Source organism: Actinomyces sp. oral taxon 849 str. F0330, from assembly GCF_000239715.1.
GTDB classification, from domain to species: Bacteria; Actinomycetota; Actinomycetes; order Actinomycetales; family Actinomycetaceae; genus Actinomyces; species Actinomyces johnsonii.
Map to the genome: position 1 here is coordinate 350,946 of NZ_JH470349.1, position 24,625 is coordinate 375,570.

At 65.0% G+C, this 24,625-nt stretch carries 18 protein-coding genes; 8 read left to right on the forward strand and 10 right to left on the reverse strand.

Translation table 11 applies throughout. The features are described from left to right. On the forward strand, positions 1-1,327 hold a 1,327-nt coding region (locus HMPREF0975_RS03515; RefSeq protein ID WP_009232759.1), incomplete at its 5' end, for an L-serine ammonia-lyase. A 114-nt stretch (positions 1,328-1,441) separates the two neighbouring features. Here HMPREF0975_RS03515 and HMPREF0975_RS15430 read toward each other — a convergent pair. From HMPREF0975_RS15430 to HMPREF0975_RS03540, 6 genes are all read right to left on the reverse strand, one after another. After that, positions 1,442-3,694: a hypothetical protein gene (locus HMPREF0975_RS15430; RefSeq protein ID WP_156808159.1), complete on the reverse strand. Its 2,253-nt coding sequence runs from the start codon at positions 3,692-3,694 to the stop codon at positions 1,442-1,444. A 139-nt stretch (positions 3,695-3,833) separates the two neighbouring features. Continuing rightward, positions 3,834-5,627, reverse strand: a complete 1,794-nt coding sequence (locus tag HMPREF0975_RS03520) for a carbohydrate-binding domain-containing protein (RefSeq protein ID WP_009232761.1) — start codon at positions 5,625-5,627, stop codon at positions 3,834-3,836. A gap of 62 nt (positions 5,628-5,689) precedes the next feature. Continuing rightward, entirely contained in the window at positions 5,690-6,688 is a 999-nt protein-coding gene (locus HMPREF0975_RS03525) for a polyphosphate polymerase domain-containing protein (RefSeq protein ID WP_049939415.1), read from the reverse strand. Between the two features lie 60 nt (positions 6,689-6,748). After that, complete coding sequence (locus HMPREF0975_RS03530; protein WP_009232763.1) at positions 6,749-7,582, reverse strand: DUF4956 domain-containing protein; 834 nt, start codon at positions 7,580-7,582, stop codon at positions 6,749-6,751. A 361-nt stretch (positions 7,583-7,943) separates the two neighbouring features. Further along, positions 7,944-8,765, reverse strand: a complete 822-nt coding sequence (locus HMPREF0975_RS03535; RefSeq protein ID WP_009232764.1) for a polyphosphate polymerase domain-containing protein — start codon at positions 8,763-8,765, stop codon at positions 7,944-7,946. 88 nt (positions 8,766-8,853) lie between these two features. Next, the gene (locus HMPREF0975_RS03540) at positions 8,854-9,738 is read right to left on the reverse strand and encodes a DUF4956 domain-containing protein (protein ID WP_009232765.1); all 885 of its coding nucleotides are present in this window, start codon (positions 9,736-9,738) and stop codon (positions 8,854-8,856) included. A 675-nt stretch (positions 9,739-10,413) separates the two neighbouring features. On the opposite strand from HMPREF0975_RS03540, the gene nrdH reads away from it, so the two are divergent. From nrdH to nrdE, 3 genes are read left to right on the forward strand one after another with little or no spacing between them, the layout of a single operon-like run. Further along, on the forward strand, positions 10,414-10,659 hold the full coding sequence (gene nrdH, locus HMPREF0975_RS03545) for a glutaredoxin-like protein NrdH (protein ID WP_003788409.1): 246 nt from the start codon (positions 10,414-10,416) through the stop codon (positions 10,657-10,659). Positions 10,660-10,675: 16 nt separating this feature from the next. Beyond that, positions 10,676-11,086 (forward strand): class Ib ribonucleoside-diphosphate reductase assembly flavoprotein NrdI, encoded by a 411-nt coding sequence (gene nrdI, locus HMPREF0975_RS03550; protein ID WP_009232766.1) that lies wholly within the window; start codon positions 10,676-10,678, stop codon positions 11,084-11,086. Further along, positions 11,071-13,227, forward strand: a complete 2,157-nt coding sequence (gene nrdE / locus HMPREF0975_RS03555) for a class 1b ribonucleoside-diphosphate reductase subunit alpha (protein ID WP_009232767.1) — start codon at positions 11,071-11,073, stop codon at positions 13,225-13,227. Before nrdI ends, nrdE begins: the two co-directional genes overlap by 16 nt. Positions 13,228-13,591: 364 nt before the next feature. Here the strand turns inward: nrdE and HMPREF0975_RS03560 are convergent, their stop codons facing one another. Together HMPREF0975_RS03560 and HMPREF0975_RS03565 are read right to left on the reverse strand one after the other, a co-directional pair. Beyond that, positions 13,592-14,689: a bile acid:sodium symporter family protein gene (locus tag HMPREF0975_RS03560; RefSeq protein WP_009232768.1), complete on the reverse strand. Its 1,098-nt coding sequence runs from the start codon at positions 14,687-14,689 to the stop codon at positions 13,592-13,594. Between the two features lie 184 nt (positions 14,690-14,873). After that, positions 14,874-15,587, reverse strand: a complete 714-nt coding sequence (locus tag HMPREF0975_RS03565; protein ID WP_009232769.1) for an NB-ARC domain-containing protein — start codon at positions 15,585-15,587, stop codon at positions 14,874-14,876. A 384-nt stretch (positions 15,588-15,971) separates the two neighbouring features. Here HMPREF0975_RS03565 and HMPREF0975_RS03570 point away from each other — a divergent pair, with 384 nt between their 5' ends. Next, positions 15,972-18,578, forward strand: a complete 2,607-nt coding sequence (locus tag HMPREF0975_RS03570) for a DUF7926 domain-containing protein (protein WP_009232770.1) — start codon at positions 15,972-15,974, stop codon at positions 18,576-18,578. 365 nt (positions 18,579-18,943) lie between these two features. After that, positions 18,944-20,431, forward strand: coding sequence for a sugar porter family MFS transporter (locus HMPREF0975_RS03575; RefSeq protein WP_009232771.1), 1,488 nt, complete (start codon positions 18,944-18,946; stop codon positions 20,429-20,431). 13 nt (positions 20,432-20,444) lie between these two features. Here the strand turns inward: HMPREF0975_RS03575 and HMPREF0975_RS03580 are convergent, their stop codons facing one another. Continuing rightward, on the reverse strand, positions 20,445-21,515 hold the full coding sequence (locus tag HMPREF0975_RS03580) for a HigA family addiction module antitoxin (RefSeq protein ID WP_009232772.1): 1,071 nt from the start codon (positions 21,513-21,515) through the stop codon (positions 20,445-20,447). Between the two features lie 29 nt (positions 21,516-21,544). Then, on the reverse strand, positions 21,545-21,838 hold the full coding sequence (locus HMPREF0975_RS03585; protein ID WP_009232773.1) for a type II toxin-antitoxin system RelE/ParE family toxin: 294 nt from the start codon (positions 21,836-21,838) through the stop codon (positions 21,545-21,547). 299 nt (positions 21,839-22,137) lie between these two features. On the opposite strand from HMPREF0975_RS03585, the gene istA reads away from it, so the two are divergent. Together istA and istB are read left to right on the forward strand one after the other, a co-directional pair. Next, on the forward strand, positions 22,138-23,805 hold the full coding sequence (istA, locus tag HMPREF0975_RS03590) for an IS21 family transposase (RefSeq protein ID WP_009232774.1): 1,668 nt from the start codon (positions 22,138-22,140) through the stop codon (positions 23,803-23,805). Then, positions 23,802-24,617, forward strand: a complete 816-nt coding sequence (gene istB / locus HMPREF0975_RS03595; protein ID WP_009232775.1) for an IS21-like element helper ATPase IstB — start codon at positions 23,802-23,804, stop codon at positions 24,615-24,617. Before istA ends, istB begins: the two co-directional genes overlap by 4 nt. Positions 24,618-24,625: the final 8 nt, after the last annotated feature.

Below are 24,625 nucleotides of genomic sequence, written 5' to 3' on the forward strand. Positions count from 1 at the left end.
ACAGGTCCCCGGCGCCGGCCTGCCGCAGCCCACCCGCATCACCGTCGAGCTCTACGGCTCGCTCGGCGCCACCGGCCGCGGGCACGCCACCGACCGCGCCGCCGTCATGGGAATGGCGGGCTACGAGCCCGAGACCGTTCCCGCCGTCGTGTGCGAGTCCCTCATGGAAGAGGTCGAGGCCGCAGGTGAGCTGGTGGTCGACGGCGTCGGCCCCGTCCCCTTCAGTCCCGGCGCCGACATCCACTTCCTGCCCGGCCGGGTCCTGCCCTACCACGTCAACGGCATGACCCTGACCGCCTACTGCGCCAGCGGTGCCGAGATCTTGCGCCGCACCTACTACTCCGTGGGCGGCGGCTTCGTCATGGAGGACGTCGGAGCTCCCGGATCGCCGTCGATCCAGGCCCTGGCGACCGCCTCCGCCAGTCAGGCCCACGCCACCCCCGCGCCCTTCCCCTTCACCACGTCGGCCGCGATGCTGGCGATTTGCGAGCGCGAGGGCCTGGGCGTGTCCGAGGTCGTCCTGGCTAACGAGCTCTCCGCCCGCAGCCGGGAGGAGGTCATGGCCTACCTGGACCGCCTGCGCGCCACGATGCGTGCCTGCATCGAGGCCGGCATGAACGCCGAGGGCATCCTGCCCGGCGGGCTCGGGGTGCGCCGCCGCGCCAAGGCCCTCCACGAGCGGCTGCGCGCCCAGTCGACCGGCCCGGCCGCCGCCTTCACCATGGCCGACCCGTTGCGCGGCATGGACTGGGTGGACCTGTTCGCGCTCGCGGTCAACGAGGAGAACGCCGCCGGGCGCCGCGTCGTCACCGCCCCCACCAACGGTGCGGCCGGGATCGTCCCGGCGGTCCTGGCCTACTACGAGCGCTTCATCCCCGGGGCCGACGACGATGGCGCCCGCCGCTTCCTACTCGCCGCCACCGCTGTGGGCGGGCTCATCAAGACCAACGCCTCGATCGCGGGGGCCGAGGTGGGCTGCCAGGGCGAGGTCGGCTCGGCCTCCTCGATGGCGGCCGCCGGCCTGGCCGAGGCCCTGGGCGGGACGCCGGCCCAGGTAGAGAACGCCGCCGAGATCGCCATGGAGCACAACCTGGGGCTCACCTGCGACCCCGTGGGCGGACTCGTCCAGATCCCCTGCATCGAACGCAACGCGGTGGCCGCCGTCAAGGCCATCAACGCAGCCCGCATGGCCCTGTGGGGCGAAGGCCGGCACGCGGTCAGCCTCGACACGGTCATCGAGACAATGCGCCAGACCGGCGAGGACATGCTCGCCAAGTACAAGGAGACCTCCCGCGGGGGACTGGCCGTCAACGTCGTGGAGTGCTGAATAGGTCGTGCTGCGGAACGTAGGGGCGATCACAGGGGTGCGGGCAAGTGCCTGGTTCGTCGGGGACGCACCTTAGGTCGCACGGGCTGTACCCACGAGGTGCGTCGTCGGGAGCTAAAGTGCGTCCTCGACTCCTTGGACGTCACTGCGTCCGATATTCTTCGGGGTAGGAACACCAAAAGAATACCGCAACTTGTCCGCCTCCCTTTTCTTTCCAAGACTATCGAGAACCTTTGCGGCCCGCCCAGATTCTTCGCGTAGATGTGCCAATTGGTAGTCCTCGATATCTGGGTTAGCGTCCTGTACGTGCACCGGTGGGACAGGATTGAAATCATCGCCCGCCATGATTCTCCAGAGCAGAACCGTGCTGAATTCCACACGTATTCCTTTGACGTCCCACAGCTCTAAGTATCTAGAGTAAAAGCGACAGTCGACATCCTCCTCCAGGATGCTAAATAACCAGTCAACGCCTTCTGAACCCAATCCAGTCAGACTGGAATGAAGGTAGTGTTTGAAGTGTTCGAGATAGTGGTTTTCCGAGATTTCTACAGAGATCGAGTAATATGAGTGACGCGTTAAGTGCTCGTCAAAAAATGACAGAATATCCAGATCTAGTCCACGCCCCTGATAGGTGTTAAATGTTAGAAAATGTAGGAAAGTTGGACGCACATCACTGGCAGGGATCATCCTCAATAGTTCACCATAAACTTCCACACACATATCAGGGTATGTGGCGAATGCACTCCACACATGATTGAAGACAATATGTTTAAGAGTGTCCTGGGATGCGTCACCATATTCGTTCTTGGTCGCATTATCTGTCAACCGTGATACGTGATATCTGGGTCTTCTGCTTGCTCCGGCAAGAATGCGAAGCGACAATCGCGAGTCTTGGTTAGAGCTGGAAACTGCCGCATGCGTGGAGGCCTCTATTACCTTATTGACAGAGTATAGGCGTGTCGCGGGGTGTGAGATGTTATCGGCGTCGTCAATGATAGTCTTGACGTATTCTGTTGATGAGTCGCTGTCAGTTAAGCCAACTCGCTTGCGAATCAAGTATGCGAGATCTCTGAATGTGATTGCAGTTAGCGCTTCGAAGACCTCAGTACCGCTTTCTGCGTTTGTTCCAGTGGGGCGCGAAGCAATAAACTCTAGGTGACTTATTGAAACGGGATCAGGGAACTTACTTTCAGTCGAAAGCAACCTTGATTCGAGTAACTGTCGACGCTTTTCTCTCTTAATGTTTGACATTGATTTTGACAGTAAAACTGCCTCGTTTATTAAGGTCTTGGTGAGTGTGGAACGAAGGGAAACGGGGAGTTCAGGATTGCACAATGCCCTAATCATTTCGGCGTTCCGCGACTGCATCACTGAGTATATCATACTTAATGAACGTGAACAGTAACATTGTATAATTTTCTGTGAAATTGTCCCAAATAATGTATTATCGCGCGGCAAGATGTATTTGAGTGTAAGTGCCCGATTAACTGATTTTATTCGATTTCTGAGGGAGCCTCTCAAAACCAATGTATCGAATGCGCTGTGAATGTAGTCTTCCTGTTGCTCTTTAGGTAGACACTGCATTTCCTGCAGGCGATCGTGAACCCACTCTCTAGCAGAAACGGCCGTATCTTCAAATATTCCGAGGAGAGGCGAGAAATGTCCTTGAAGCTCGCTAGCAGAACGACGCCGTATTGCTTCCCCGATCATCCATTCCACGTCAGAGGGTTGAAGAAGTCGATTCATAGATGCTCTGAGTAGAGTTAATAGAGTAACTATGAGTGTGGCGCTAACAACAGTGAAGCAGGCACTCCACAAAGACGTTACGAAAAGATGTGGATTGATGCCCGTTTGCAATATTTCACGTGCAGTGATTGAGTTGATTACAAATGGGACTATGAATACAATCAGTGTGAATACAGAGAATTCTGAAGTCGAAAGCACTCTACTCACCAAGGACTCAGAGAAAATGTAAGTTGAGACAGATTTCCCCAGATACTCGGGGCTGTCGGTCTTTTCCTTTGCTGCACTCGCCATGCTCGCAGTGACGAAGGTCAGCAGCGCTATTATCGAAGTGGCTCCTATCATTGTGTTTTTTGGGCTTTCGTGAGACTGTGTAATATAACTCCAGAAACTCCAGGTTGGATGCGTAGTGATCCACATGGTCAGGAAACCTGTAGTTGACAGCATAAATGCTTGCTCGATAACTCCCTTGTGCGGTAAATGCTCTTCAATCTTCTCGAAAAGCTTTCTTGTGTGCGGATTGATAGTGAGCGCAATTTTCGCTCGCAGTCGTCTTATGAGGCAGCCAATGACTAAGAATATAGTGGCGCACGCTAGCGGGAGTGTCTGTGGATCCTTCAGCACATTTGTATTGTAGGGGTCAGTCCATAAGAAAGTGGGCGTTTAAGTCGAACGTATTGCTTTACTGGTTAGTGAGAGTAGTTCCAACAGGTGGGGGCTGCAGCGCAACGCTGCGGCCCCTGCCCTCAGTTCTTGGCCCGGTTCAGCTGCTCTGGGCAGTGCTCGACTGACTGCTCGACTGGCCGTTCTGGTTGCTCTGGTTGCCGGGCTGCTGGCCACCGCTGGGCGGCTGGCCCGGATCCCCACCGGGCTGACCGCCCTGCTCGCCGGGGCCTCCCTGACCGCCCTGGCCACCACCCATGGGGCCGCCCATTCCGGCGGACAGCGCCGAGGCCGTCCCCGTGGCCGAGCCACCCGACGACGTCGCCACCGTGTACTGCTGGCCTTCGGTGAGCCCCAGCACCGTGATCGCCGCGGCCGTGAAATCGACCTTGACCGAGGCCACTTGCGACCCGGAGGAGTCCGTGACGGTGAGCGTGTCGCCCGCGCTCACCGATGGCGACCCCGTCACCCCCACGAGCTGGGTCTCGCCGTTGGCGTCCACCGCCCCATCCATCTCGCCGGCCTGCCCCGAGACCACCACGATCCCGCCCTTGACGTAGGCCGAGCCGTTGGAGTCGATACCGTCGGAGGAGGCGTAGGAGACCTCGACCTCACCCCCGCTGATCGTGAGCACCGAGCCGTCGTCGGACTCGGAGTCGGCGTTCTCGTGGCCCTCGATGACGTGGTCGCCGTTGGAGGCGTTGATGCCGTCGTCGCCCGCTGCGATGGACAGCTCGCCGCCGGCAACGTTGATGAACGGCGCCTGCAGCCCCTCGTCGGCCGCGTTGATGGTGACCGTCCCGGAGTCCTGCGTGTAGCTCACCCCGGCGTTGATGCCCTTGGGCGAGGGCGTTGTGGAGTCCGCGGTGGACTCCTGCCCGGGCGGTGCCTGCTCCTCAATGGTGGCGTTGGCCTGACCGCCGCCGGCCGTGATCGTCAGGGTCGTGTCCTTGACGGTGACATCCGTGGTCGCGGCGATCGCGTCGTCGGAGGAGGTCAGCGTGATACTCGCCTTGCCCAGGGAGATGAAGCCCTTCGTCTCATCGTTGTCCTCACTGGACTTCAGCGCGTCGCCGCCCGCCTCGACCGTCAACGTCCCGGACTCGACCACCAGGTAGTCCTTGCCGCGCAGGCCGTCGTCGGCGGCCTTGACGTTAATGGTGCTGCTCCCGGTGATGATGAGGCCGTTCTTGGAGGAGATGCCATCCTTGTAGGAGCCGGTCACGTCCAGTTGGCCGGTCCCGGTGACGGTGAGCGTATCGGAGGAGAACAGGGCCGCGGTGGCCTCCTGCCCCGAGGCGTAGCTGGCACCGTCGGTCAGCGTGTTCTTGGAGTCTTTGGCCAGGACCACGATCGCGTCGCCGGCGTCCTGGATGTCGATGGCCGGGCCGTCCGAGCTCGTGATGCTCGCGCCACTGAGGACCAGGCGCACGTCGGCCTTGGGGGCGTTGACGACGATCCGCCCGTTGCTGAGCTCGCCGGAGATGACATAGGTACCGCCGCTGTTGATGGTCACGGTCCCCCCATCGACCTTCACGTTGCCCGACGACGACCCGCTGGCCGAGGCCGATGACCCCGACAGGGTGATCGTGGTGGCCGACGACGTGTCTGTGGTCCCGGCGTCGTCCTCGGAGCTGGAGGCCTTTTCCACGGAGGCGTTGGCGCCCAGGATGTCGGAAACGCTTGCACCGGTCGACGCCGTGGCCACGGTTGAGGAGATCGTCGTCCAGGTCGTTTCCGATCCGTTCGAGCCGGAGGCGCTCGCCTTGCCGGAGGCCGAGGAGGTCGAGCAGCCGGCCGCCAGGGCGAGCGCGGCCAGGAGCGCTACGGCTCCGGTCGCACGACGGCGGAGTCGGTTGAGGGGCTTGGTCGTCTTCGTCTTGGTGGGCTTCATTGTTCTGTCTTCTCTTCTTGTCGGGTCCGGAGTCGGATCGGTGAGCGGTCTGGGCGCCCAGCTCAAGCGGCGCTCGCGGTGGTGTGACTGGCGTTGATGCTTTCGAGGCTGGAGCGGTCGGTGCCGAACAGACCGGCCAGCTCGTGGGTCAGGGTTCGGTACCACCTGTTGGCGGGCAGTTCGGGATGGAGCAGTGCCATGCCGGTGGCGTACTTCGAGATGCGGGCCGGACGGTAGCCGGCGTCCCATAGGGCGCGGTCCGCGGGAGAGGGCGTGGCCGGGTTCTTCGTCTCGACGACGGCGACGCCCGAGACCTCCACCGGCTCGCCGCTGCTGATGGCCGCGGCCAGGTGGGCCGGACGCAGCGCCTGCGAGCCCGCAACCATCCCGGCGAAGGGGCCGGCGGAAACCACTGCGGTCCCCGGGCCTGCGACCGGTCCCAGGTGCTGCCAGGTCAGGGCCGTGTCGATGGTGGCCCGGGCCTCGGCGCGCGGCAGGTGCAGGGTGGTGCGCTCGTAGGTGGTGGCCAGCACCGGCCTCAGCGCGGCGGCGACCTCATGGGCTGCGGCCGAGCCGGTGACCCCCGTGCTTGCCAGGCAGGCCGCCACGAAGGCTCGTCCTGGACCGGTGAGGCGGGAGGCGTCGTCGGCGTGGTAGCCCATGCGCCGCTTGACGGTGGTGCCGCGCGCGCCGCGGGTCTTGACCTCCAGGAAGCACAGGCCGGAGTCCAGGTAGGTGCGGGTGCGCACCTTGAAGCGCCGACGCCGCTTGCGGGCCGCGAGCATGAAGGCCTCCAGCCCCGGGGTGTCGAAATAGGTCGAGGCGTAGGAGAAGCGGCGCTGTTCGTCAATGGCCAGAACCCGGGCGTCGGGCGCGAGCCCGTCCACAAGCTCCTGCGCGCAGTTCAGGGGTACCAGGTACTTGCGGTCCACGCGGGTGAGCAGGCCCGCGGCGCTGTTGAGCTCGGCGAGGGTGGTGGTGGCCAGGTGCTCCGTGTTCAGACAGATCGGGGCCGTCCCGTGGGGAGCCGACGCCGCAGCGCTCGGGATCGCGGCGGGCATCATCGTGCAGGTCGTGGAGGCGGTCGTCATCGCGGTCCTTTTGGTCGGTGCGGGCCGGCGTCAGCGCGCGGCCATGACTGTCTGAGTGGCCGGTTGGCTGCTGGACTGGGCCGCGGAGCGGGTGACGTACTGGGCGGCCGGTTTGATGGTGATGGGCTGGGCCTCGGCCCGGTCGGCGGGTGCGGTGGTCTGCACGGTGCTCTGGCGGGTGCCGGCCCAGGACTGGGCGGTCGGGGCGGTGGGTGCGCCGGCCGCCGGCTCGGTCGCCAGTTTCGAGGTGGGGACGTCGTCGTCGGAGAGCCTGGAAAGATCGGAGGTCTCGGGCTCCAGCTCGGCGGGGGTCTGTCGGGGCGCCCGGAAGCGGACGTCGACGATGGTGGTGTCGTTGACCAGATCGAGGCGCTGGACCTCGACCGAGCGGACCTGCCCGCCCAAGGTGTGCTCCAGGTGGGCGATGAGAGCGGTCTCGTTGGTGATGGCGTGGTCGAGGACAATCACCTGGTGGCGGTTGCGGCGCATGAGCGCGGGGTGATCGCCGATCCACAGGGCGGCGACGACGGTGCCCGTGAGGGCGGCCACCATCCCGATGGGTGCGGTCTGGATCCCGCCGAGCAAGCCGAGGGCCAGGGCTGCGAAGAAGTAGGCCACCTCGTGCTGGGCCAGCTCGGTGGAGCGCAGGCGGATGATGGACAGGACGCCGAAGAGCCCCAGGCCCAGGCCGGCCGCGACGCTCGCCGTCGACAGCAGCAGGGTGACTGCCAGGACGCCCACGTTGACGCCGATGTAGGCGGCCATGAGGTCCTTGCGGGCGTGGCGGGGGGCGTAGAGGGCCCCGACCAGGATGGTGAGGGCGATCAGGTCGGCGGCGATGTAGGTCAGGGTGGTCAGGCTCATCGGGAGGCTCCTGTCGGGGTTATTTCGGACCGGCGACGGGGCCTGCCGTGAGATGGGCGCTTAAAGACCGAGCATGTACTCGGGGCGCGCCGCGGCGGGTGACTCCGTCCGGTGAATAACAGTCAAAGAGCGCATTCCATGAGCCGGCTGTGAACGCGGCATGGGTGAGGCATGACTTGTTCCGCCACCGATGTGAAGCAGCAAACAGCGCCCCCCGGGGCCGGGCGGGGCCCGTTACTCCCGGAGGCGCTGGTGATGAGGCGAGGTCTCGGCTGAACGACCGAATGTCAATGGGCGCCGGCAGCCGATGAGATACAGACGCGGATCGGCCCGGCCGACCTGCGACCGGAGCGGCGCTCGCTCAGGCAGCCACCTGACGCAGTGGGGCCTGCCGCTTATAGCGGCCCAGGTCCCGGTTGATGGTGCGGTTCCACCGGTTGGTGGGCAGATTCGCGTACAGCAGTGCCATGCCGGTGGCGTACTTCGAGATGCGGGCGGGCCGATGCCCCCGCCTCCACAGCAGCCGATCCGTGGGGGAGGCCGTGGACGGGTTCTTCGTCTCGATGACATTGAGGTGCCCCACCGACACGCCCCGTTCGAGGCGCCGCCCGTCGGGGTCGAACAGGTCCCAGGTCAGCTCGGTGTCGAAGGTGGCCCGGGCCTCGTCATGAGGCAGGTGCAGGGTGGTGCGGCTGTAGGTGGAGTCCATGACCGGGACGAGGGCCTTGGCGATGGCGCTCGCCTCGTCCAGGGAGCAGGTGGAGGACTCGACCAGCCGCTCGATGACGAACAGATGACCGTCGGGCGTGATGCGGTCGGCGTCGTCGGGATCGTACTTGAAGCGGTCCTTGACGGTGGCCTCGCGCGAGCCGTTGGTCTTGACCTCCAGGAAGCACAGGCCGGAGTCCAGGTAGGTGCGGGTACGGATCTTGAAGCGCCGGCGCCGTTTGCGGGCAGCCAGGAAGTAGGCGTCCAGCCCCGGGGTGTCGAAGTAGGTTGACGCGTAGCGGAAGTGCCGCAGGCCGTCGATCTGGAGGACCTGCGCTCGCGGGGCGAGGTAGTCGACGACGTCCTGGGTGTCGCCTGGCGGCACCAGGTACTTGCGGTCCATGCGGGTGAGGAGACTCGCCTCGGAGTTGAGCTCGGCGAGGGTGATCGTGTCGATGCCTTCGGTGTTCGGCACGGTGCGGTCCTTTCCGGGGTCGGGAGTCGCAGGGTGGGGCGGGTCGGTTGCCAGTGGCGCGGCGGTGCGGTGGGGCCGTTGTGGTCGGTCAGTTGTAGCGAGGGTTGGCCACAGGAGGTGGTGGAGCACTCGGCTGGCTGTGCCGCTGGGGAGTGTGCTGCTGCCGGTTGCCAGTGATCCAGTCGTGCCGGGGCGGGGCGGTGGCCGCTGAGGCGGCGCTGTCGTGAGAGAGCGCCCCGGGCCAGGCCTGCTGCCCGACGGGCTGGATCGGAGTGGGAGTTTGAAGCGGGACTTCCTGAATCAGATGAGGAGCCTGAGGGGTGCTCTCCTGAGGAGCTTGCCGGACCTGTTGCGCCCCGGTCCCGGTGTCCTTCGGCTGGGCGGCGGGTGGTGCCGTGCGGGCCCGACGGCGCAGCCGGTAGTGCACCTCGACGATGGTGGTGTCGTTGACCAGGTCCAGGCTCTTGAGGTCGACACTGCGTATCTGGGCGCCGAGCAGGTCCTCGAGTTCGAGGATGAGCTCGTCCTCGTTGCTGATGGCCCGATCGATTACGACGGTCTGGTTGCGGTTGTTGCGCATGAGCGCGGGGTGGTCGCCGACCCACAGGGAGGCGAGGATGAGGACCATGAGAATGGCGACGATGATGAGGTGGCTCTTGATCCCGCCGAGCAGGCCGAGGGCCAGAGCCGCGAAGAAGTAGGCCACCTCGCCTTGGGCCAGGGAGGAGGAGCGCAGGCGGATGATGGACAGGACGCCGAAGAGCCCCAGGCCCAGGCCGGCTCCGACGTTGTTGCTCGATGACAGCAGCAGGGTGACTGCCAGGACGCCCACGTTGACGCCGATGTAGGCGGCCACGAGGTCACGACGCCCGTGGCGCGGGATGTAGAGCACCCCGACCAGGAGGGTGATGGCTAACAGGTCGGCGCCGATGTAGGCCAACGTGAGTGGCAGTTCTTGCAACGTTTGCTGCATGTCGAGTCCTCGTGGGAGATGGATGGGAACCGGGAGATAACGATCTTGTAACAATAACGATAATTCGACCGTTGTAAAAAATGCTAGAGCCAAGTCCTCTTGTCGGGTGTGAGACTGCGTACTCCTGCGGATTTTCCAGGCGGTGTCGTTCGTCCCGGATGTGCAGATGGGTCGCCTTCAGTCGCCTCTGATCGTCTCCTAACTTCTTGACGACTGCATGCTGATTGTTCGCTGGGAGGGGCGACACGCCGAGTGTGTGCGTGTTCGGAGGCGATTCTTCGTCCTCCGTCCCCAGGGCTGGGGGCGGACTGCCGGTCTTGGAGGGCGACCCCTGTGGTTAAGGGGGCCGGATGGATGTCACGCCCTTGTGAGACCATCGTCCTGCGGATCGGGGGGCCGGGCTCGAACGTCATCGCGGAGATGCTCGTGAGCCGTTTCCACCGGGCATCCACAGCCTAGCGGGTGTTTTCCACAGAAGGGAGGGGTGGTGTGCACAGGACCACGGCTGACACAGCATCTTGGGGTAGTGGACCCGGACTACCCCAAGGGGTAGTGTCTTGTTCTGCGGGGCCGTTCTGGCCTCCCGTGAATGACAAGCGTGTGGTGCCGCCGGTTCAGTCCCCCTTCGGGGACGGGCCGCAGTCACCGCCACCGGACCCTGAGGAAGAGACGGCCATGGCGATCACCATCTACAGCAAGCCCAACTGCGTCCAGTGCACGGCCACCTACCGCGCCATGGACAAGGCCGGTCTGTCCTACGAGACGGTGGACATTTCTCTGGACGCTCAGGCCCTTGAGCAGGTCAAGTCCTTGGGATACGCCCAGGCTCCCGTCGTCGTCGCCGGGGAGGACCACTGGTCCGGCTTCCGCCCGGACAAGATCAAGACCCTCGCGCTCGCCGTCGAGTCCGTCGCGGTCTGAGGCCGCGGGGCGCGCCGTGAGCAGCAGGCCCCTTCTGGTCTATTTCTCCTCCACCTCGGAGAACACGCACCGATTCGTGGGCAAGCTCGGCTTCCCGACGGCGCGCATCCCCCTGCGGCGCATGGACCCACCGCTGAGGGTGGATGAGGAGTACGTCCTGGTCGTGCCCACCTACGGTGGTGGCTCCGTCAAAGGGGCGGTGCCCAAGCAGGTCATCGCCTTCCTCAACAACCCGGACAACCGGGCCCTGTGCCGGGGCGTCATCGCCTCGGGCAACACCAACTTCGGCCGGGCCTACTGCCTGGCGGGTGACATCATCGCCGGCAAGCTGGGGGTGCCGTTCCTGTACCGCTACGAGCTGCTCGGCACCCCCACGGACGTCGCACGCGTCAAAGAAGGATTGGAACACTTTTGGCAGACACGCTGACGGACACCGGCTCAGAGACCGTGTCCTCCCCGGAGCTGGACTACCACGCACTCAACGCGAAGCTGAACCTCTACGACGCGGACGGCAAGATCCAGTTCGACGCCGACCACGAGGCGGCCCGGCAGTACTTCCTCCAGCACGTCAACCAGAACACCGTCTTCTTCCACGACCTGGAGGAGAAGCTCAAGTACTTGGTCGAGGAGGGCTACTACGAGGGCCACATCCTGGACAAGTACTCCCCGGAGTTCGTCAAGTCCGCCTTCAAGGCGGCCTACGCCCACAAGTTCCGTTTCGAGACCTTCCTGGGCGCCTTCAAGTACTACACGTCCTACACGCTCAAGACCTTCGACGGGAAGCGCTACCTGGAGCGCTTCGAGGACCGCGTCACCATGGTGGCCCTCACCCTGGCCGACGGCGACGAGCAGCTGGCCCTCGACCTCATCGACGAGATGATGTCCGGCCGCTTCCAACCAGCCACCCCCACCTTCCTCAATGAGGGCAAGGCCCAGCGCGGCGAGCCTGTCTCCTGCTTCCTGGTGCGCATCGAGGACAACATGGAGTCGATCGCCCGCGGCATCAACTCCGCCCTCCAGCTTTCCAAGCGCGGCGGGGGAGTGGCCCTGCTGCTGAGCAACCTGCGGGAGATGGGCGCCCCCATCAAGCGCATCGAGAACCAGTCCAGCGGCGTCATCCCCGTCATGAAGCTGCTGGAGGACTCTTTCTCCTACGCCAATCAGCTGGGCGCCCGCCAGGGCGCCGGGGCCGTGTACCTACACGCCCACCACCCCGACATCATGCGGTTCTTGGACACCAAGCGCGAGAACGCCGATGAGAAGATCCGCATCAAGACCCTCTCACTGGGTGTCGTCATCCCGGACATCACCTTCGAGCTGGCCCGCAACAACGAGGACATGTACCTCTTCAGCCCCTACGACGTCGAGCGCGTCTACGGCATGCCGTTCGCGGATGTCAACGTCACCGAGAAGTACCGCGAGATGGTGGACGACGGGCGCATCAAAAAGAAGAAGATCAACGCCCGCACCTTCTTCCAGACCCTGGCAGAGATCCAGTTCGAGTCCGGCTACCCGTACGTCATGTTCGAGGACACGGTCAACAGGGCCAACCCCATCAAGGGCAAGGTCGTCATGTCCAACCTGTGCTCCGAGATCCTCCAGGTCTCCGAGCCCAGCGAGCTCAACGAGGACCTCACCTTCGCCCACGTGGGCAAGGACATCTCCTGCAACCTGGGCAGCCTCAACATCGCCAAGACGATGGACTCCCCGGACTTCGCCCGCACGATCCGCACCGCTGTGCGCGGCCTGACCGCCGTCAGCGACCAGACCCACCTGCCCAGCGTACCCTCCATCGACCGCGGCAACCACGAGTCGCACGCCATCGGCCTGGGGCAGATGAACCTCCACGGCTTCCTGGCGCGCGAGCGCATCCACTACGGCTCCGAGGAGGGCCTGGACTTCACCAACGTCTACTTCGCCAGCGTCCTGTTCGCCGCTCTGACGGCGTCAAACGAGATGGCCGTGGAGCGCGGGGAGAGCTTCGTGGGCTTCGAGGACTCGACCTACGCCACCGGCGAGTTCTTCGAAAAGTACGTGACCCAGGACTTCGTGCCGGTCACCGAGCGCGTCAAGGAGATCTTCGCGGCCTCCAGCGCGCATGTGCCCACCCGTGAGGACTGGGCCGAGCTGGCCGCCAAGGTCAAGGAGGGCGGCCTATACAACCGCAACCTGCAGGCCGTGCCGCCCACCGGCTCGATCTCCTACATCAACAACTCCACCTCCTCGATCCACCCGATCGTGGCCAAGGTGGAGATCCGCAAGGAGGGCAAGATCGGCCGCGTCTACTACCCGGCGCCCTTCATGACGAATGACAACCTCGAGTACTACCGGGACGCCTACGAGATCGGCCCGGAGAAGATCATCGACACCTATGCCGCGGCCACCCAGCACGTGGACCAGGGGCTGAGTCTCACGCTGTTCTTCCCGGACACGGCCACCACCCGTGATGTCAATCGCGCCCAGATCTACGCGTGGCGCAAGGGCATCAAGACCCTCTACTACATCCGCCTGCGCCAGGCCGCCCTGACCGGTACCGAGGTCGAGGGCTGTGTCTCCTGCATGCTGTGAGCCGGTCGCCGTCGGCTGCCTGCCTATGACCGCCGTCGGGGTCAAGAGGACATGAGTCCTCTTGGCCCCGACGTCGTGCTGAGTGGAGGAGTGATCGGCCAGAACAATCCCGATGGTGCGCGAAACCCGGCTCGCCCACCGTCCGGAAGGCTGCCGGGTCCACTTCGCAGGGCTACTGCCCTGAGCGGGTTGAGCATACCCGATGACCAGAGTAGTAGCGGGTGCGACGCAAGCGCCGGGCCCACATGACGACACGGGTGCACCGGCGCTTACTTCCACTCCGCGCCGTAACGCGGCGGCACGTTAACTATATGCCAGCAATAGCGGCATGGGTCGCACGTCCCCGCCCCTCCTTGCGGTGCTGTCAGTCGCCTGCAGGTGAAGACTCCTCGGTGCGACGGCGCAGCTCGCGCATGGTGGCGTGCGGGTCCTCCCCGGCCGGGAACCCGCGCAGGCGCCAGTACATGGCCAGAAGGGAGCCGGTGATCGTGTGCCAGAAGGTCGCCACCGCACAGGGCGCAGCCACCGCCGCGCTCAGGTACTGCAGGGCGAGGGTCGAACCGAGCCCCGCGTTCTGCAGGCCCACCTCGATGCCGATCGTGCGCCGGTCGGCCCACGAGACCCCGAAGGCTCGTGCCACGGCGTAGCCCAGGGCGTAACCGGTCGCGTTCTCCAGAGCGATCGCGGCGAACATGAGCGGCCCGGCGGTGGCGATGAGTGGCTGACTCTTGGAGGCCACCGCTGCCACCACCGCAGCGATGGCCACGACCGAGACCCACGGCATCGCCGGCTGGATCCGGGCCACCTGCCTGTGGAAGAAGACATTGCAGGCCAGGCCCGCCCCCACCGGCAGCAGCACGATCTGCACGATCGACAGCGCCATCGACCCGGCCGGTACCTGCATGTAGGTTCCGGCCAGCCACAGGGTCAGCAGCGGGGTGATGATGGGTGCGAGCATCGTGGAGAAGGCAGTCATGGACACCGATAGTGCCGTGTTTCCCTTGGCCAGATAGCTGACTACGTTCGACGTCGTCCCGCCGGGCACGCAGCCGATGAGGATGATGCCCACCTTGAGTTCGGGGGACAGCGGCAGCAGGTTCGCCACGCTCCAACCCACCAGCGGCATGACCGCGTACTGGCTGAGCACGCCCAGAATGACTGGCTTCGGGTGACGGGCGATCATCGTGAAGTCCGGGATGGATAGGGTCATTCCCATCCCCAGCATCGTGATGGCCAGTAACGGCGTCATGTAACCGGCCAGTGGCACGAAGGTGGAGGGCGAGAAGAAGGCGGCGAGGAAGGCGCCAAACATGATGAGCGGGAAGACCGTCACCGCGATACGGGCGCTGCGATCCTGTCTCTTCTCGGAGGCTGCGTCGGCGGATGCCTCGACGCCGGAGGCCGCAACTGCGGTCGGCTTTTCGGAGCGCGGTGCGGTGGCGGCGTCAGTAGGGGCTGTCATGGGATGCCTCGGATCATCGGTGGAGCATCAGCGGGGATATGCCCGGCGACAATAGTCCGAGGAGTGAAAGATCGTCGTCTCAGTCCACCGTACGGACGCGCCTGAGGCCCCGGAGCAACCTGTCAAACGTGACGTGCATCTGTGAGCCCCGGGCCGCCGACGCCGGTGCGGACCTACCGAGACGCTACTCGAGCTCGTCGTCAGCGTCGACATCGTCGTCGGAGTCGGGGCCGTCCTCGGGCTCGCGCCACACCTCGTCACAGCGGTGGACGCTCGTGGCGATGAGCCGGGCGTTGGGCAGGTCCACCGTGCGCACCCAGTGACCGGCGTCGAGCGCGTTCTTGCCGAAGTCCTCGTGCCGGTTGATGAGCCGCACCACGAGTACCTCCTCGGGCACGTCGATATGGATGAGCAGGTCGATCCGCTCACGCACCGCACCCCAGCCGCGCGTCTCCAAGGCCAGGTAGTTCCCCTCGGTGATGACGATGCCGGTCCCGGAGACGATGCCCCCAGCCGCCACCGGCTCGTGCAGATCGCGTCGGTACACCGGGACGAGGACCTGATGGGCGCCGTCGGCTCGCACCCGGTCCAGGGTCGCCAGGTAACCCTCGACGTCGAAGGTGTCCGGTGCGCCCTTGCGGTCATGGCGACCCAGCTCGTCGAGGACGGCGTCAGACAGGTGGAAGCCGTCCATGGCGACGAGCCCGGCGAAGATGCCGGCCTCCTTGAGTTGGTCCTCCAGATCCGCAGCAATCGTCGATTTCCCTGATCCGGGCGCCCCGACGAGCCCGACGACGAAACGCTCGGGCGCGGCGTCGTCCGTCAACCGCTGTGAGAGCTGGTCGACGAGGCTGCTGACAAGGGTGGCGGTTTCGCCCACCCGCACCGTAGGGCTCATGGAACTATTATCTCAGTCAACTACCTGACTGAGATGCGGATACTGTATCTGTATCCATTGTGATGCCTTGATGACAGGGTGCCGGGGAGCAGATGCAGCGACGTAGGGAAAAAGGGGTGGGAGAGTGCTGGTTCGCCCGTGGCCTTGCCCGGGTGTGCGGTGCGGCGGTCATGTTCGTCGTCGTTGGGCTGGGGGCGTCGGGGTGGAGGTCTTTGACGGCGATGCGGGGGAGCCTGGAGACGGTGGTGCGCTTTAGCAGGTTGAGACCTGATGGCCGCACAGTCGTGACTGTAGATGAGACCTGTGCTACTGAAGCTCGGCCCCGGGGAATCTAGATTCAGGTAAACGCCAGCCTATCTTCAGAATCTTCTCGAAAGGTCGCCCGTGTCTGCTATCCCTATCCCCAGGGTGCTTGGCACTCCCGCGCGTGCGATAGGTGCGCTTGTCGCACTTGTCGCGCTCGTTGCCACGCTCCTGACGGTCCTGCCCATGCAGGCCCGTGCCGCCAACAACCCGTCGATTGCCGTCTCCGGCCTGTCGCTCGTGGTCTCCAACGCCAACGGAGTCGAGGAGCCGGACAACACCTCGGTCAAGGTCGATGACATCCTCAAGCTGAAGTTCGCCTGGGATGCCCGCAATGCCAAGGTCAAGAGCGGCGACTCCTTCCAGATCCAGCTGCCCGAGCAGCTCCGCAACCGCGAGCGCCTCTCCGAGCCGATGAAGGTCTCTCACCAGGGTGCGGAGCATACTATCGGTGAGTGCGCGATGGACGAGCGCACCATCACCTGCACCTTCAACGGCACTCTCGACACCATCGTTGGCCAGGGCTTTAATGAGCTGCGGGGTGACGGTTCGGCGCTGGTGGTGGCTTCTCAGGCTAGCGATTCGGCCAATGTGACCATCGATGCCAACGGCAAGCAGACCGAGGTGCCTGTGCCCGGCGGCAAAATCTCTGAGAACGTTGGCCTCAACTACACGCCGGAGAGGCTGCGCAAGTGGGCTTTCGACGTCACCAGCACCTCCAAGGCGGTGGACTGGGAGCTGACCTTTGGACCGGACCAGGTCAAGGCTGCCCTCGAGAAGAGTGGTGGCTCCCTGACGGTGGACGGCAAGACTCGCTCGACCGTCACCTTCACCGATCAGCTTGGCCCCGGCCAGGCCTATGTCCCGACTAAGAGCGAGTGGAAGCTGAGCGTCGGCACCTCCCAGGGGAGGAATAGGGTCTATGGCCAGGTCACGGATGCCAGTGGCACCGACCAGGACACCAGCCAGGGCGACTTCGACCTCGACGTCACCATCCAGGGCAACACCGCCACCATCACTGTGACCGGCCCCTTCGCCCCACAGACCAACTACCACGTCTACTACGCCTCGACCCCCACCACGGCCGACGGCGTCGTTCAGGCCGGCGTGGAGTACACAAACAAGGCCTCCGTGGTGGGTGCCGACATGGAGAGCTCCTACTCGGTGTACTACTCCAAGTCCTTCACCATCAACGTCGTCATGAAGCCGGGATTCGGCGGACTGGACATTACCAAGCTCCTCACCGGGTCCGAGACGGCCAAGGTGCCGGCCGGCACCACCTTCGAGGTGGGCATCAACTACACCCTGCCCGGCGGTGCCGACGTGGACACCTACCCGGGGTGGAAGGCTCCGGGGACCGTCAACCAGGCCCGCACCGGTGGCGACACCTCCATGACCGTCACCGTCGGTGAGAAGGCCGTGTACAACGGCACCTTCCCGGTCGGAACAGTCCTGGCCCTCAAGGAGGACACGACGACGGCCTCGACTACTCCTGCCGGCGTGGCCTGGGGCAGCCACACCTTCGCAGTAGGCGACCAGAACACCAACAGCCTGACTATCGAGGACCAGAAGTCCACGGCCGTGACGCTGCGCAACTCCGCCGACCCCGCCGCTGTGGAGGAGGGTGACTTTACGGTCACCAAGGCTCTGGCCGGCGACGGCGACTTCGGCAAGTCCACCTTCGAGTTCACCTACACCTGCACCGATGGCACCGAGGGATCGCTGACGGTGACCGGAGCCGCGACCTCGGAGAAGTCCAAGAAGGTCAAGGCCGGATCGACCTGCACCGTCACCGAGGACAGCGCCAAGGCCACCCAGGGCGGCTACACCCTGACCGCTCCGACTGCGCAGACCGTGACGATCGCCAAGGACCAGACGGCCCAGGTGACGATGACCAACACGTACGCCCGTGACATGGGCACCTTCTCGGTGACCAAGGTCGTCACCGGTGTCGAGTCGGTGGACAATGAGTTCGCTTTCTCCTACACCTGCGATAACAACGTGAAGGGCATGGTGAAGGTCAAGGCCGACGGCGCTGCGGTTTCCGGCCCTCAGCTGCCCGTGGGCACCAAGTGCACCATCGAGGAGGACGCACAGTCCGCCGCGGTCAAGGGGTACACCCTGGAGGCGCCCGCCTCCCAGACGGTGACCATCAGTGAGAAGAACCAGGTGGTGGCCACGACCTTCACCAACACCTACACGGCCAAGCCCTCGCCTTCTCCGTCGGCGAGCGAGTCCCCGACGCCCAGTGCCTCGCCGACCCCCAGCGAGTCGGCGACGCCGAGCACCTCGCCGTCCGCCAGCGAGTCGGCGACGCCGAGCGCCTCGCCGTCTCCGTCCACCAGTGAGTCGGCTTCGCCTTCTCCGTCGGCGAGCGAGTCCCCGACGCCCAGTGAGTCTCCGACGCCTGGTGACACTCCGGACCCGAGCGAGTCCTCGACGCCGTCGCCCAGCGAGTCGCCGTCTCCCGATCCGAGTGACTCCCCGAACCCGAGCGACCCAGCCACACCTGGCGACCCCTCCTCGCCGAGCGATACTCCGCCGGCCGTACCCAGCGATCCGGCGACGCCCGAGGATCCCTCTGGGGGTCCTCTGGCCAGTACCGGTGTCAGGATCGGTCTGCCGTTGGCGGTCGCCATACTCGCCGTCATGGGAGGTGCCCTGCTGGTGAGCCGCCGCCGCGCCTGAGGCCGGACGCCACCCCCCACCTCCCATAGGGGCACGCCCCCGAGTTCGCCTGAGTCCTAGGACCAGGTGGGCTCGGGGGTGTCGTCGGCAAGCCGCGACATCAATCGGACGCCTTCACCACAGGCCGGCGCCGGTAACGGCTCCGGTCCGAGTGAAGACTCCAGCCCCTCGAATCAATCGACCGAACGTCAAGGACTTGGGTCCCGGCCGTGCGCCGTCGAACCGGGGTGGAGGCGAGGGTGGGGAAGAGGGCGGCGAAACAGTCGCTGTGGCGTCAGACACGGCCGTAGCCTGAGAGGGCCCGCCATGCCGCACAGCACGAAACGAGTGCCGTGCGCGACTCTTCCGACGTCAGGAAACACACCATGGCAGAGCCTTCCCCGTCATCGCAGTCGTCATCCTCTCAGCCATCAACCACCTCCTCCCCAGCGTCGACGAACTCGGGCGATCCGGTTTCGACCGTCAGCCGCATCAACGCCCGGATCATCGGCATCTGTGTGGCCGCGGCCCTGGGCGGGTTCCTCTTCGGCTTCGACACCGCCGTCATCAACGGCGCCGTCGACGCCCTCTCCGACCAGTTCGCCCTCAGCGATGCCCTCAAGGGCTTCTCCGTCTCCTCGGCACTCATCGGCTGCACCGTCGGCGCCTGGTTCGCCGGGCCGGTCTCCAACCGGCTGGGCCGAGTGCCGGTCATGCTCATCGCCGCCGTCATGTTCCTGGCCTCCGCGCTCGGATCAGGGCTGGCCTTCGGCGTCATCGACTTCATCGTGTGGCGCCTAGTGGGCGGCCTGGGAGTGGGGGCGGCCTCCGTCATCGCCCCGGCGTACATCGCCGAGGTCTCCCCGGCGAGTGTGCGCGGTCGCCTGGGCTCCCTCCAACAGCTGGCCATCGTCATCGGCATCTTCTCCTCCCTACTGGCCGATGCCTGGTTCTCCGGACAGGCAGGCGGGGCTGCCAAGGAGCTGTGGCTGGGGATGGAGGCCTGGCGGTGGATGTTCATCGCCGAGGGGCTGCCCGCCCTCGTCTACGGACTCTTCGCCTTCCGTCTACCAGAGTCCCCGCGGTTCCTTGTGGCGCGCGGTGACTATGACAAGGCCTCCCAAGTGCTCTACGACTTCACCGGCATCATCAACGTCAACCTCAAGATCGAGGAGATCCGCTCCACCATCGACTCCGAGAAACGCGAGTCCCTGTCCGACCTGCGCGGCACTGCGCTGGGGCTCAAACCGATCGTCTGGGTGGGTATCCTGCTGTCCGTCTTCCAGCAGTTCGTGGGTATCAATGTCATCTTCTACTACTCGACGACGCTGTGGCGCACCGTGGGCTTCGAAGAGTCCGACGCCCTGACCATCACGGTTATCACGTCGGTCACCAACATCGTGGTGACGATCCTGGCGATCCTCCTGGTGGACAAGGTGGGGCGCCGGCCCATGCTGCTGGCCGGCTCGTTCTTCATGACCATCTCCTTGGGGCTCATGGCGCTGGCCTTCTCCTTCGCCAACATCAGCGGTGGCGAGGTGACCCTGGAGGCGCCCTGGTCGTCGATCGCGCTGGTGGCGGCCAACCTGTTCGTCGTGGCCTTCGGGGCGACGTGGGGGCCGCTCGTGTGGGTGTTGCTGGGCGAGATGTTCCCCAACCGGATCCGTGCCGGGGCACTGGCTGTGGCTGCCGCCGCCCAGTGGGTGGCGAACTTCTTCATCTCCACCACCTTCCCGACCTTCTCCAGCATCAGTCTGACCTTCGCCTACGGCTTCTACGCCGTCTTCGCGCTGCTGTCCCTCATCTTCGTCTTCTTCCGGGTGCCCGAAACCAAGGGCAAGGAGCTCGAGGAGATGGAGGACCTGGCGGTCTGAGGTGAGCTGGAATCTACGCAGCCAGGCCTGTGATCGTTACCTTCCGCTTGAGGCAGTGCCCCCAGGCGTAGTCACCGGTGCGATGCTGTGCTTGTCCCAGCACGATGCTGGGGGCGATCCCTAGCTCCTTGGCAAGTGCTTTCACCTCGTCGAGGTTGCGATGACGAGGGAGCCTGTCCTCGTAATCCTCCGGAACGAGGAAGCGGGAGGCGTAGGCGTTGGCCTCCTTCTCAAGGTTGTCATGGTCGTTGTTGAGGTAGAGACCATTTGACTCGTGGAGAAGGACGTGAGCGATCTCGTGGAAGAGTGTGAACCAGAGCTGGTCATCGCACTTCCACAGGTCCGAGAGCTGGATGAGGGGGTGTCCTTGGATCCAGCGGGTGGCACCGTGGGTGCCGAGCCCCGGCACCGCTGGAACCAGCGTGAGCGCCACCCCGCAGTCCCGCAGAAGAGCCTGGGCCTTCTGAATGGCCTGCACAGGATCTTCGACTGTGAGTGAGCGGAGCTCGGGAAGGGCTGCTTCCAGGTTTTCACGATCGTAGATGGGGAAGTCTCCTGGAGTACAGCTTCGTTCCGCGGCCCGGAGCCAGGTGGCCAGGCGGTGGGGGTCGTGGTGCCCGACGGCGGAGCGGCGATACGCGACAGCGCCCTGATTCCAGGTGGCTTGGAAAGCGTCCATCGAGGAGATGCCGAAGAACTGGAGTAGTCCTCGCACTGTCCCGGCTTTGTCGCTGGCAGGCGCGGTGATGAATGAGTGCTTGCGAAGGTAGCTCAGGGGGAACTCCTTGGCGCGGTCGTACTGGGTGACTAGCTTCGCGTCCGCAGCCTGGCGAGCCAGAGCCGCCTGGTATCCGGTCTCATGGAGGTTCCAGATGCGGGCAGGGACACCGGTGGTGTTCTCCAGCCTGAGCGCCATGTCATGGCTGAGTGGGGCTTTGCCTCGGAGCAGTTCGCTGACGTGCTTTCGGCTCACATCAAGTCGGCGGGCAAGCTCAGCGGCATTGATGCCCTCCTCTTCCATCCACTCCTCGATGAAGTCCCCGGTAGGCACGACGTAGTCGGGGTGTGCGGCGCACGTGGCCATGCCTGCTTTCCTTTCAGGTGCGTGGTGGTCTAGTGGTAATCGATGATCTCGATGACGCAGGCGACGACAGGAGTGCCACCTTCATCGGTGACGATGAGTCGCCAGTTAGCGGTGAGCCGGGCTGACCACTGACCTACGCGGTCGCCGCTCAAGGTTTCCCATCGGCCGGTGCCCTGGAGGAGGTCATCGAAGGACTCGGCGTTATAGAGCTCCGCGATGCGCAGTCGTAGCCGTTTGGCCACGTCCTGGCTCAGCTTGCGCTTCATCTCGCGCTCGTTGATGCAGATCTTTTCGATCTTGCGGTCGATGTACCTCACTTCCATGACTTTATGTTACCTGGTACGTAACAGTTACCTAGATCGTAACACTGTTTCCACCTGGGCAACGAGAGTGTTGTGAGAGTCATGTCATGTGGAGGCAGGGGTGGGGGCAGCGCAGTGCGTCTCAGCTTCGGAGTGCTTGGGGATTGGGGGGTGGTTGTGACAGCTTGGTTCGGCCCCGTTGTGACGGCCTGATCTGGCCCCGCGTGCGACTTGCCGGGGTGTTGACGGTCTGAACTGGCCCCACCCCTTCACGCTGGTCCCCATCACTGGGAACCAGTCGCGAGGGCAAGGGAGCCAAGATGGGATCACGAGTGCAGCTGTACGCCGACATCCGCCACGACGCGCGAGTCGATGGCCTGTCCATCCGCGAGCTCGCCCGCAAACACGGAGTCCACCGCCGCACCGTCCGCCAGGCACTCGCCGCAGCCGAACCCCCACCCCGCAAGAAACCGGTCCGCACAGCACCGCGCCTGGACCCGTACAAGCCGGCGATCGACGAGATGCTCACCTATGACCTGACCGCGCCGCGCAAGCAGCGCCATACCGCGACCAGGATCCTGGCCCGGCTGCGCGACGAGCACGGCGCCACCGACCTGTCCTACTCCACGGTGCGGGACTACGTCCGGGTCAGGCGCGCGCAGATCGATCTGGAGGCCGGGCGCCGGGTGGAGGCGATGGTGCCGCAGGACCACGCCCCCGGCGCGGAGGCCGAGGTCGACTTCGGCGAGGTCTACGTCATCCTGGACGGCGTCAAGACCAAGTGCCACATGTTCGTCTACCGCCTGTCCCACTCCGGCAAGGCCATCCACCGCGTCTACCCGACCGGCGGACAGGAGGCCTTCCTCGAAGGACACATCGAGGCCTTCCACGCCCTGGGCGGCATCCCCACCCGCCACATCCGCTACGACAACCTCACCTCCGCCGTCGTCCAGGTCATCCACGGCGGCGACCGGCTACGCGACGAGAACGAACGCTGGGTGCTGTTCCGCTCCCACTACGGCTTCGACGCGTTCTACTGCCAGCCCGGCATCGACGGCGCCCACGAGAAAGGCGGCGTCGAGGGCGAGGTCGGATGGTTCCGCCGCAACCACCTCACCCCCATGCCCGAAGTCGCCACCCTGGACGAACTCAACGACAAGATCCGCGCCTGGGAGCACGACGACAACACCCGCCGCATCACCGGCCACGCCAACACGATCGGGCAGGACCACCACGCCGAGCTGCCCCACCTGGCACCGTTGCCGGCCGACGACTTCGACCCCGGCCTGATCCTCCACCCCCGCGTCGACCGCTCCGCCCTGATCACCGTCCGCATGGTCAAGTACTCCGTCCCCGCGCACCTCATCGGCCAACGCGTCCGCGTGTCCCTGCGGGCCTCGTGCGTGGTCGTGTTCGAGGGCCGCACCGTCCTCGCCACCCACCCTCGCCTCGGCACCCGTGGCGTGACCCGGGTCGAGCTGGACCACTACCTCGAAGTGCTGCGGCACAAGCCCGGCGCGTTCCCCGGCTCCACCGCCCTCGCGCAGGCCCGCGCCGCCGGAGCATTCACCGCGGCCCACGACGCGTTCTGGGCCGCGGCCCGCAAGACCAGCGGCGACGTGGCCGGGATCCAAGCGTTGATCGACGTGCTCCTGCTCCACCGATCCCTCCCGTCCGACGCGGTGATCGCCGGCATCACCTCGGCCCTGTCGGTGGGCGCGATCAGCCCCGACGTCGTCGCCGTCGAAGCCCGCCGCCATGCCACCACCCACACACCCGCCCCAGCCAGCCAGACCAGGGGCGGGACGGTCGTGAACCTGCCACCCCGACGCCCCACCAACCCGCACCAGGTCATCGCGCACCTGCCCGAAGACACCCGGCCCCTGCCCACCGTCACCGCCTACGACGAACTCCTGTGCCGACGCCAACCCGATCCCGCCCCGGCCCCCGCCGAGACTCACCACCACACCCCGACAGGAACCCCATGACCACCACCAGCACCAGCCGTCCCGAGAGCCTTCGCCGTCGTCAGGGCCTCACCGAGCAAGCCGCGCAGGCCGCGATCGACCAAGCCTGCCGCCGGCTTCGGCTGCCCACGATCCGCGCCGTCGTCGACGACGCCGTGACGGCCGCCACCAAGGAACAACTCACCTACCAGGGCTTCCTCGCCGAACTCCTCCTGGCCGAGGTCGACGACCGCGACCGCCGCTCCACCCTGCGTCGCATCAAGAGCGCCGGCTTCCCCCGCGAGAAATGGCTCGCCGACTTCGACTTCACCGCGAACCCCAACATCAACCCCGCCACCATCAACGAGCTCGCCACCGGCGACTGGATCCGCCGCGGCGACCCGCTGTGCCTGATCGGGGACTCCGGCACCGGCAAGTCCCACCTGCTCATCGCGCTCGGCACCGCCGCCGCCGAGCAGGGCTACCGCGTCCGATACACCCTCGCCACCCGGCTCGTGAACGAGCTCGTCGAAGCCGCCGACGAGAAACAACTCACCAAGACCATCAACCGCTACGGCCGCGTCGACCTCCTCGTGATTGACGAGCTCGGCTACCTGGAACTCGACCGGCGAGGCGCCGAACTGCTGTTCCAGGTCCTCACCGAACGAGAGGAGAAGAACGCCATCGCGATCGCCTCCAACCAGTCCTTCTCCGCCTGGACCGACACCTTCACCGACCCCCGCCTGTGCGCAGCAATCGTCGACCGCCTCACCTACAACGCCACCATCATCGAAACCGGCACAAACTCCTACCGCCTCGCCCACACCCGAGCCCGGGCATCTGTGATGGGGTGAACAACGAC